Annotated in this window: 2 protein-coding genes; both read left to right on the top strand. The window is 68.6% G+C overall.

What is annotated here, in order from left to right; genetic code table 11:
• Positions 1-755 (top strand): FAD-binding oxidoreductase (locus GXZ33_RS00995; protein ID WP_291339004.1); only part of this gene is annotated, 755 nt, incomplete at its 5' end.
• 83 nt (positions 756-838) lie between these two features.
• The gene (locus GXZ33_RS00990) at positions 839-1720 is read left to right on the top strand and encodes a fructose bisphosphate aldolase (protein ID WP_291339003.1); all 882 of its coding nucleotides are present in this window, start codon (positions 839-841) and stop codon (positions 1718-1720) included.
• The last annotated feature ends 169 nt before the right edge of the window (positions 1721-1889 follow it).

The following is a 1889-nucleotide window of genomic DNA, read 5'->3' as shown; positions in this document are numbered from 1 at the left end:
ACGACGGCGCCCGCCCCGACACCTGGCCGGCCCGCGTGCTCGAGGTGCAGCGCCGTTCCCGCGAAGTGGCGGTCATCCGCCTGCACACGCCGGACCCGGTGCCCTACCGCCCCGGCCAGCACGTCGCCGTGAACCCGCTGATGATGCCCGGCACCTGGCGCCGCCTGTGGCCCTCCGTCCCCTCGAACCGCGAGGGCCTGCTCGAGTTCCACGTCCGCGTGCACCCCTCCGACCCGATGACCCGCCCGCTGGTGGCCACCACTCGGCAGGGCGACGAGTGGGCCATCTCCGATCCGCGCGGCACCCTCGGCGACTTCGACCCGACCGACGGCACCGACCTCCTCATGGTCGCCGGCGGCACCGGCGTCGCCCCCTTGCGCGCCCTCATCTACTCGCACGCCGAACTGCCGGAACCCCCGCGCACCCACCTCGTCTTCGGCGCCCGCAGCCCCGGGGAACTGCACGACCTGCGCACCCTCACCGACCTCGCGCAGACGCTCCCCCACCTGACGGTGACCACCGCCGTCGAAAAGCGCGACGACGACCCGTACACGCAGGCCACGCCCTTTTCGGAGCACCCCCGCGCCCCACTGCCGTGGCTGGGCACCGCCGCCGACGTCGCCGCCCGCATGGTCGACCCGGGGCACCGCCGCATCCTCATCGGGGGCGGCCCCGAAATGATTCGCGCCACACGGGAAGTGCTGCTTGCGGCCGGGGCCTCGGAAAGCCAGATCCGGCACGACCCCCTGGGGTAGGGGAAGCCTATTTCTCCCCGGGCGGTACCCCGTCACCTTGGCTAGGATCGGGTGCGAACCTCTTTCCCGACGAAAGGACCCGTATGAACACCGAGCAGGCAAAGTTGATGACCGAGGGCAAGGGCTTCATCGCCGCTCTGGACCAGTCCGGAGGCTCCACCCCCAAGGCCCTGGGCCTGTACGGCGTCACCGAGGACCAGTGGTCCAACGAGGACGAGATGTTCGACCTGGTGCACCAGATGCGCACCCGAATCATCAAGTCCCCCGCGTTCGACAACCGCATCCTCGGCGCGATCCTCTTCGAGCAGACGATGGACCGCGAGATCGACGGCGTCCCCACCGCCCAGTACCTCTGGGAGGAGAAGGGCATCGTTCCTTTCCTGAAGACCGATAAGGGTCTGGCGGAGAAGGAGAACGGCGTCCAGATCATGAAGCCGTTCCCGGATCTCGACTCCGTGCTCGAGCGCGCGGTCGCCAAGGGCATCTTCGGCACCAAGATGCGCTCCTTCGTCGGCGAGGCCAACGAAGAGGGCATCAAGGCCGTCGTGGATCAGCAGTTCGAGTGGGCCAAGCAGATTCTGGGCCACGGCCTGGTGCCGATCGTCGAGCCCGAGGTCGACATCAACGCCGCGGACAAGGAGCAGGCGGAGGAGATTCTCCTCGCCGAGCTGCTGAAGCACCTCGACGCCCTGCCCGAGGACCAGAAGGTCATGATCAAGGTGACCATCCCGTCCAAGGACAACGCCTACGCCCCGCTGGTCGAGCACCCGAAGTGCATGCGCGTCGTCGCCCTCTCCGGCGGCTACCCGCGCGAGGAGGCCAACGAGCGCCTGTCCCGCCAGACGGGCATGATCGCCTCGTTCTCCCGTGCGCTGACGGAGGGCCTGACCGCCCAGCAGTCCGACGACGAGTTCGACGCCACCATGTCGGAGTCCGTCCAGGGCATCTACGACGCCTCGCTGTAAGCGGAGCTTCGTGACCTGCGCGGTCGACCAGGGTCGCCGGCTGAGGTCATCAACTTAAAAACCCGCGTTCCCCGATTGGGGGACGCGGGTTTTCGCGTGCGCGGGCCGGTGCCGGGTTCACCGCGCGGATGAATCGTGCAGATGAATCTCGCGGGTGAATCTCGCGGGT

The sequence above is a fragment of the Corynebacterium sp. genome (assembly GCF_012838985.1).
Lineage (GTDB): Bacteria > Actinomycetota > Actinomycetes > Mycobacteriales > Mycobacteriaceae > Corynebacterium.
This window is presented reverse-complemented; position numbering and strand designations above follow the sequence as displayed.